The sequence below is a fragment of the Micromonospora sp. NPDC051296 genome (assembly GCF_040682255.1).
Taxonomy (GTDB): domain Bacteria; phylum Actinomycetota; class Actinomycetes; order Mycobacteriales; family Micromonosporaceae; genus Micromonospora; species Micromonospora craterilacus.
In genome coordinates this window covers 1-7,376 of record NZ_JBFBAO010000351.1, presented here as the reverse complement: position 1 = coordinate 7,376, position 7,376 = coordinate 1, and the positions used below count along the sequence as shown (strand labels likewise).

At 74.5% G+C, this 7,376-nt stretch carries 6 protein-coding genes and 1 pseudogene; 1 reads left to right on the top strand and 6 read right to left on the bottom strand.

Features of this window, described 5'->3' with window-relative positions; translation table 11 throughout:
• The 4 genes and pseudogenes from AB0M52_RS27525 to AB0M52_RS27510 all read right to left on the bottom strand — a co-directional run.
• Nucleotides 1-1,223: pseudogene (locus AB0M52_RS27525) on the bottom strand (hypothetical protein); the annotation flags it as partial.
• A 48-nt stretch (nt 1,224-1,271) separates the two neighbouring features.
• Nucleotides 1,272-1,592: a divalent-cation tolerance protein CutA gene (gene cutA / locus AB0M52_RS27520; protein ID WP_363959474.1), complete on the bottom strand. Its 321-nt coding sequence runs from the start codon at nt 1,590-1,592 to the stop codon at nt 1,272-1,274.
• Between the two features lie 9 nt (nt 1,593-1,601).
• Nucleotides 1,602-2,618, bottom strand: a complete 1,017-nt coding sequence (locus AB0M52_RS27515; RefSeq protein ID WP_363959471.1) for a 1-acyl-sn-glycerol-3-phosphate acyltransferase — start codon at nt 2,616-2,618, stop codon at nt 1,602-1,604.
• Nucleotides 2,618-3,448, bottom strand: coding sequence for a patatin-like phospholipase family protein (locus AB0M52_RS27510; protein WP_363959468.1), 831 nt, complete (start codon nt 3,446-3,448; stop codon nt 2,618-2,620). Before AB0M52_RS27510 ends, AB0M52_RS27515 begins: the two co-directional genes overlap by 1 nt.
• Before the next feature lie 167 nt (nt 3,449-3,615).
• On the opposite strand from AB0M52_RS27510, the gene AB0M52_RS27505 reads away from it, so the two are divergent.
• Nucleotides 3,616-5,292 carry a serine/threonine-protein kinase gene (locus tag AB0M52_RS27505; RefSeq protein ID WP_363959465.1) on the top strand — a complete coding sequence of 559 codons (1,677 nt, stop codon included), beginning with the start codon at nt 3,616-3,618 and terminating at the stop codon, nt 5,290-5,292.
• A gap of 5 nt (nt 5,293-5,297) precedes the next feature.
• Here AB0M52_RS27505 and AB0M52_RS27500 read toward each other — a convergent pair whose 3' ends face one another.
• Both AB0M52_RS27500 and AB0M52_RS27495 read right to left on the bottom strand, forming a co-directional pair.
• Complete coding sequence (locus AB0M52_RS27500) at nt 5,298-6,359, bottom strand: glycosyltransferase family 4 protein (protein ID WP_363959480.1); 1,062 nt, start codon at nt 6,357-6,359, stop codon at nt 5,298-5,300.
• Between the two features lie 158 nt (nt 6,360-6,517).
• Nucleotides 6,518-7,192, bottom strand: coding sequence for a BON domain-containing protein (locus tag AB0M52_RS27495; RefSeq protein WP_363959477.1), 675 nt, complete (start codon nt 7,190-7,192; stop codon nt 6,518-6,520).
• Nucleotides 7,193-7,376: the final 184 nt, after the last annotated feature.

Here is a 7,376-nt window from a genome sequence, read left to right as displayed (position 1 = left end):
GCGACCAGCGCCGCCGCCAGCAGCAGCAGCGACGGGCGCAGCTCCGCCGCCGGGCGAATCAGCGCACCGGCCAGCACCGGCACCAGCGCGCCGGCCGCCACCGCCCGCGCCGTCTCCCCGCCGACCAGCAGCGCCGCACCGAGCAGGGTCAGCGCCACCAGCAGCATCGGCCCACCGGCCAGCAGCGGTACGCCGCCCGCCCGGCCGGCCAGCAGCGGCACCAGCGCGCAGCCCGCGGCGAGCAGCACCGCGACGGCGTACCCGATCCCGGCCGTCACCTGCCCGGCGAGCCTCAGCGCCGGGGTCGTCGCGGCCCCCTCGCCCGCGACGGCCCCCCGCCGGTGCCGCAGCGCGGCGATCACCGCCAGGTCGACCAGGGCCACCCCGACGAAGACCACCGCCCAGCCGGCCGTCTCAGGTCGGGCCTCGGCAGCCAACAACGGCAACACCGGCTGGGCGGCGAGCAGCGCCGCGAACCACGGCACGGCCAACCGACTGAGCCGGGCGTACCCGGCCGCGACCACCGCGCTGACCGCCGCGACGAACCCGGCGTACCGGCTACCCGGCCAGCCGGTCACCCCGAACAGGTCCACCGTCCAGGCGGCGTACCCGTCGAGCACCACCAGCAGCAGCCCGACGGCGGCGAACGTCTCGGCGGTGCCGCGCAGCCCCCGCCAGCACGCGACCAGCGGCACGGCGAGCAGCAGCGCGGTGAACGCCAGCAGGATCAGCGCCCGGCCGGCCACCCCGACCGACGCCCAGGCCACCGCCGTGAACACCGTCGCCGCCGTGCCGAGCAGCAGCCCACCGACGACGAAGAGCAGACCCTGCACGGTCCGGGTCGAGGTCTCCGCCCCGCCCGGCGGCAGCGGCACCGCCGGGGCGGGCAGCTGCGTGGGCCCCACCATGGGAACGGGCGGCCACCCGGCGGCCATCGGGGCGGGCACCGGCGCGCCCGGCGGCCCGACCACGACCGGCACCGGGAACTCCGCCCGGACGGTGCCGGCCAGCTCGGCCCGCCGCCGCCGGGTCGTCGCCAGTCGCCCGGCCATCTCCTCGTACGTCTGGCGAGCCCGCTCCACCTCGCCACCGAGCACGAGGATCTCCCGGTCGAGCCGGATCACCTCGGCGGCGGCGGGGTGCGGCGGCCGGCCGCAGCCGGTGCAGCCGGTGTCCAGGTTCGCCGGTGCACCGCAGGCCGGGCAGGGGTAGCCGTTGTCCACGCGGTCATCCTCGGCGGACCCACCCCGTCCGCGCCAGAGTGCGCGTACTCAGGGACGGGTGTGCTCGTACACCCAGGCGGCGTAACCGGGGTGGCCGCAGTCGACCCGGCTGACCAGAATCTCCGGCACCTCGTACGGGTGGCCGGCACGGATCTGCTCCACCAGCGCGTCGACCCGGTCCGGTACGGTCTTGAACTGCACCGACCATTCCGTGCTGGTCTCCACCCCGGACCGCCACCAGTAGGTGCTCTCCACCTGGCCGCCCACCTGCGCGCAGGCCGCGAGCCGCCCGGCCACGGCGGCGGCGGCCAGCAGGTCGGCGACCGATCGCGCATCGACCACCGTCGTCACCACGCTGATCTGGTCCACGTGCGCACCCTACGTGGCATCGTCGTGATTCGCCGCGATCCACTCGTCTATCCGACTCCACCAGTCGTAAAGCCAGTCGATCCGCTGCTGCCGGCCGGTCGGGATCTCCTCCGGCGGCACGGACCAGAACCGCATCACCAGCCGCTTGTCCATCGGCAGTTCCCGCCACACGTCGGCGACGGTGAGCATCCGGTCCAGGCCGGTGTGGGCCACGAAGATCACCCCGGCGTCCGGGGCGGCGTCCAGCGCCGCCAGCAGCCCACCGGGCCGCGGAGCGAGCACGTGCTGCATGGCCTCCGCCTTCACCGCCATCCGCTCGTGCCCCCGGTCCCGCAGCCGGGCGATGGCCCGCAGCCGGCGCTTCGGGGTGAAGTTGCCGCCCTCCGGAAAGATCACGAAGGCGTCGTCGTCGTCCAGCCCGCTGGCGAGGTGCCCGATCTGCTCGGTGAGGGAGCCCCGGCCGTCGCGGCCGGGCGCGATGAACCGGCTTGGCAGCCGGTTGAGCAGCACGTCGATCGCCGGATCCCACTGGAGGGTGTCCTTGAGCACGATCCGCGGCTCCCGCCGGAACCAGTTCACCAGGGCGTGGATCAGGATGAACGAGTCGCCCGGCCCGGCGTGCCGGCAGACCACCAGCTCGGGCCGGCCGGGCAGGGCAGTGTCGGGGTCGGTGCCGACCACCTCGAGGCTGAGCCGCAGCGTCCACCGGGCCTGCCAGAACATCACCCGCAGGAACCACCCGGCGAGCACGTAGTGGGCCCGCTGGAAGGCCGGCGAGTTCACCCGCCAGCCGAACCCGGAGGCCACCCAGAGCACGAACAGGCAGAGCAGCGCCGCCGCGTCCCAGAACAGGTAGAAGCAGCCGACCCACAGCACGCGCAGCGGGCGCAACCGCCCGGGCACGAACGGGGACACGGCCAGGGCCGCCAACGCCCACAGCGGCACCGTGGTCGCCAGCAGGAACGCGAGCAGCACCACGCCCGGCCCCAGCAGCAGTCGGCGGACCCACCGCGGCGGCAACGGCATCAGCGCTCCAGGTTCGCCAGGTAGTGGCGGGAAGCCGAGTAGGCGCGGCTGATCCGTCGACCAACCGCGGCCATGTCCCGGTATGCCCACGGGGTGTCGTCGCGCGGTTCCAGCCCACCGGTCGGCAGCACGTGCACCTCCACCCCGTCGGGCAGGGCGGCCATCTCCCGGGCGAACCGGTGCCGGCGGGCGATCTCGAACGCGACCTGGGCGATCTCCCAGGGCCGGCGGGGCGGGGCCAGCGCGCGCTCGATCCGGCCCACCTGGAGTACGAAGATCCGGGCCGCGCCGGCCGTCACCGCCTCGCCGATCGGGATGGAGTTGACGATGCCGCCGTCGATGTAGTGCTGGTCGCCGATCCGGGCCGGCGGCAACAGCCCCGGCACCGAGGCGGACGCGAGCACGGCTGGCACCAACGGTCCACTGACGAACCAGTGCTCGGCGGCCCGCTCGATGTTCGCCGCGCAACAGCGGAACGGGATCTTCAGGTCGGCGAAGGTGGTCTCCGCGCCCAGCTCGCTCTCCAGCAACTTGCGCAGCGGCCGGGGCGAGTGCAGATGGGTACGGGCGGCGAACCGCCGCAGTTGCCGGGCCACCGAGTCGCCGTACACCTCGCTCGCCTCGGGCGAGGCCCAGAGCCGCACCAGCCGGTCGGTGACCGCCTCGGACGGGTCGGCGGCGACCAGGGCGCCGTTGACCGCGCCGATCGACGTGCCGAGCACCATGTCCGGCCGGATCCCGGCCCGGAACAGGGCCCGCAACATGCCCACCTCGACCGCGCCGAGGACGCCCCCGCCCCCGAGCACGAACGCCACCGGTCCCCGCGCCATGCCATTCATCCTGGCACGCCCGTACCGGGCCGCATTCATCCTGGCACGCCCGCATCGGCCCGCACTCGGCGTGTCGAGGCCCGCACCCGTCGCGCCGGGGCCCGTTGACAGGGCGGCAACATTCGCGCAACCTGATACCGCTCCCACCTATGAGGCAGGTGCGCTCCGTGAAGCCAGCACTGCAGCCCGGCCGGTTGCTGGCCACCCGGTACCGGCTGATCGATCAGATCGGCGCCGGTGGAATGTCGGTGATCTGGCGGGCCCACGACGAGGTGCTCGACCGGGTGGTCGCGCTGAAGGTGCTCGCCCCGTCACTGGCCGCCGACGCCCGGTTTCGCGACATGGTCCGCGAGGAGGCCCGAGCCGCCGCGCAGCTCGTCCACCCGCACGTGACGTCGGTGCACGACTACGGCGAGACGGTGGCGCCGGACGGCTCCATCACCTCGTTCGTGGTGATGGAACTGCTCTCCGGCGAGGAGTTGGAGTCTCGGCTCACCGAGGGGCCGCTGCCGTGGCCCGAGGCGGTGGAGATCGGCGCCCAGGTCGCCGACGCGCTCGCCGCCGCCCACCGGCTCGGCATCGTGCACCGGGACGTCACCACGGCCAACGTGATGATGACGCAGGTGGGCGCGAAGGTGCTCGACTTCGGCATCGCCACCCGGATCGGCGCTCCCGATGACGACGAGGACGGCGCCACCTTCGGCACCCCGGCGTACGTGGCGCCGGAGCGGCTCGACGGCGCGCCGGCCCAGCCGGCGACCGACGTCTACTCGCTCGGGGTGCTGCTGCACGAGACGCTGACCGGCCGCGTGCCGTACCCGGCGGACACCTGGGAGGAACTCAGCTCCGCGCTGGCGGAGAGCACCCCGCCCACGCTGGCCGGCGTGCCGGGCCTACCACCGGCGGTGGCCCAGGTCTGCCTGCGCTGCCTGTCCCGCGACCCGGCCGACCGGCCCACCGCCCGCCAGCTGGCCACCGTGCTGCGCGACCAGATGCTGCCCGCCAACCCGCAGGCCAGCACGATGCTCGCCCCCACCGTCACCCTCCCCGCGGTCGAGCCGCCGCACGCCACCGCCACGGTCGCCCCGGCCCCGGCCACCGGCCCGGTCGGGTCGGGCACGGCGGGACCGGTCTCGGCCACCACCGGAGTCGGACCGGGCACCGTAGGAGTCGGACCGGGCACCGTAGGAGTCAGGCCGGGCACCGTAGGAGTCGCGCCGGCCACCGCCGGAGTCGGACCGGGTAGCAGCGCGGTCGGGGCGGGCGGGTGGTCCGGCGGCGTACCCGATGGCGGACCGCCACCCGGCGCCGCCGATGGGCGGCGCAAGCCGTTGCTGCGCCCGGCGATCGTCGTACCGGCGCTGGCGGTGCTGATCGGGGCGGCGCTGGCGGTACCGGCGTTGCTGCCGGACGACACCGATCCGCCCGCCGCGCTGCCCACCGCCGGGCCGACCTCGTCGGACGGGCCGTCCCCGCCCGCCGAGGGCACCACCGAGCAGCCACCCACGTCGCCGCCGACCACCTCCCCCACGCCGCCGGCACCAACCGCCGCGCCGAGCCCGCCGGGCGGCACGGACACCCTGATCGAGGCGGCGAACCGCCTGGAAGAGGTAATCGGTGCCGGCCTCGCCGACGGCGGCATTCGCGACGACGTCGCGCTGGACCTGCGCAACGAGCTGCGAAACCTCACCCGGGCGGTGAGCGGCGGCGAGGGCGAGCTGGCGCCGGGGGTCGCCCGGCTGCGGGAGAAGGTGTCCACCCGGCTGCGCGAGGAGGGGCTGAGTCCGGCGTACGCCCGGCAGTTGGACGCGGCGATCGCCGCGCTCGGTGCCGCGCAGGTCTGACCGACTCAGCCCGGCGTGACGTGGGCCGGTTCCCGCACGGCGGTCCGCGGGGTCGCCGCGACGAGGAACCGGCGGTACACCGCCTCGTAGCCGGTCGCCATCCGCTCGATGGAGAAGGTCCGCGCGACGTGCGCCACGCAGTCAGCCGGGTTGAGGCCGGCCGCCTCGCGCAACGCCGCCGGCAACTCGTCCGCCCGATCACAGATCAGCCCGGTCACCCCCGGCCGGACCAGCTCCGGCACCGCCCCCCGGCGCAGCGCCACCACGGGCGTGCCGGTGGCCATGGCCTCCAGCATCACGATGCCGAACGGTTCCTCCCACTGGATCGGCATGACCAGGCAACGCGCCTCGACCAGCAGCCGCAGCACGGCCTCCCGGTCGGCGTCGCGCACCACCGTGACATCGGGGCCGAGCATCGGCCGGACCACCTCGTCGTAGTAGCGCCGCTCGGCGGGCTCGTTGCACTTGCCGGCCAGCACCAGCGGCAGACCGGCGGACCGGCAGGCCCGGATCGCCAGGTCCGGCCCCTTGTCGGGGCTGAACCGGGCCAGCCACAGCACCGGCCCGTGGCTGGGTGTGCTCTTGCGCGGGAAGGTGTCGATCTCCATCGCGTTGTGCACCGTGCCGACCCACGGCAGCCTGGGGTTCAGCCGGCGTTGGGCGTGCGAGATGGCCACCAGTCCGACTCCCCGATCGGTGTCGCTGAGCACCGTGCCGTACTCGCCCACCGGGTTGCCGTGGACGGTCGCCACGGTGGGCACCTCCCGCCGCCCGGCGACCAGGGGACCGATCGTGGTGTGGTCGTGGACGACGTCGAAGTCGGCCGCGCTGACCAGATGGTTCACCCGGGCCAGGTGGGCCAGCTCGGGCAGCGACTCGCCGAGCCGGTCGTACTGCAACTCGTCGAGCGTGGCGAGGAACTCGGCGGCGGTGCCGTGCGCCTCACCGGCGCCCATCAGCGTCACCGCGTGTCCCCGGTCGATCAGGGCGTCCACCAGGCCGGCCACCACCTGCTCCAGCCCGCCGTAGCCCGGCGGCGGCACCGACAGCCAGGGCGGGACCACCATCGCGATCCGCAACTGGCGCTCCCCCGCAGCGTGGTTGTCGGCCACGAGCCCTCCCGTCGGTCTGTGGTGGCGTCTGCCCCGATCCGCTGCCGGGCGGCCTCGCGGATCGAATCGGTTTCCCGACCCCGGCAGCGGCAAACCGGACATCGCGACTTGACTCAGCCGCCCACCAGCAGTTCGTCCCGCACCGCGCACACGCCCTCGGCCGACCACGCCACCCGTTCCGCCTGATCCCGCTCCCACCAGGAGCGGACCACCCCGCTCAGGGTCACCGTGTCGCCGTGCACCTCGACGGTCACCCGCTCGGTGCCGATGCCCCGCAGCAGGGCGCGCTGCACGTCGCGGCGGACCCGGTCGGCATCCGGCTGGGCGGCGGGACGGACCTCGATCAGGTTGGTGACCCCACGTACGCCCCGCAGCCGGCGCAGCTCCCGCTCGGCGGTACGCCGCTGCCAGCCGAACTCCACCTCGCCACGCAGCATGACCCACCCGTTGGCGACGGTGAGGTCCAGCCGTTCGGCAGGCACGAAGCTGTTCCACTCCAGCGCCCGGCTGGCCGCGATCGCCAGGTCTCCGTCGGTGACGTCGACCGGCCCGAGCGGGCGTATCTCGATGTCGTCGGCGACCGCCCGCACCCCGCGTACCCGCTGGGCACTGCGGACCGCCGCCCAGGTGCGGGCGGCACTGTCCACCCAACCGGTCAGGGTCACCACGCCGTCGTGGACGGTCACCCCGATGTCGGTCGAACGCACCTGCGCTTCCCAGGCGAGTTCGTCGAGCACATCACGCTGGATCTGGTCGTCGGTCCGGGCGGCCGCTGCCGTGGTGGTCATGGCACCCCCATACGCCTCGAAGATCTCCACAGCCGAGGCTGCCGGCCGGCGGGGTGATGCCGGTTCACCCGACACGGGTGAACCCGGCCGGAACGAAGGAGGGGCGGCGGGTGTCGCGACCAACCCCCTTGGCAGGAACAGCTCCTGTTCGGCGCCACCGTCGACGCGCAGGAACACATTGGTC

Excerpts from the sequence above, each read along its gene's own strand:
- AB0M52_RS27515 (WP_363959471.1), bottom strand. The coding sequence starts at position 2,618 with ATGCCGTTGCCGCCGCGGTGGGTCCGCCGACTGCTGCTGGGGCCGGGC.
- AB0M52_RS27510 (WP_363959468.1), bottom strand. The coding sequence starts at position 3,448 with ATGGCGCGGGGACCGGTGGCGTTCGTGCTCGGGGGCGGGGGCGTCCTC.
- AB0M52_RS27500 (WP_363959480.1), bottom strand. The coding sequence starts at position 6,359 with ATGGTGGTCCCGCCCTGGCTGTCGGTGCCGCCGCCGGGCTACGGCGGG.
- AB0M52_RS27495 (WP_363959477.1), bottom strand. The coding sequence starts at position 7,192 with ATGACCACCACGGCAGCGGCCGCCCGGACCGACGACCAGATCCAGCGT.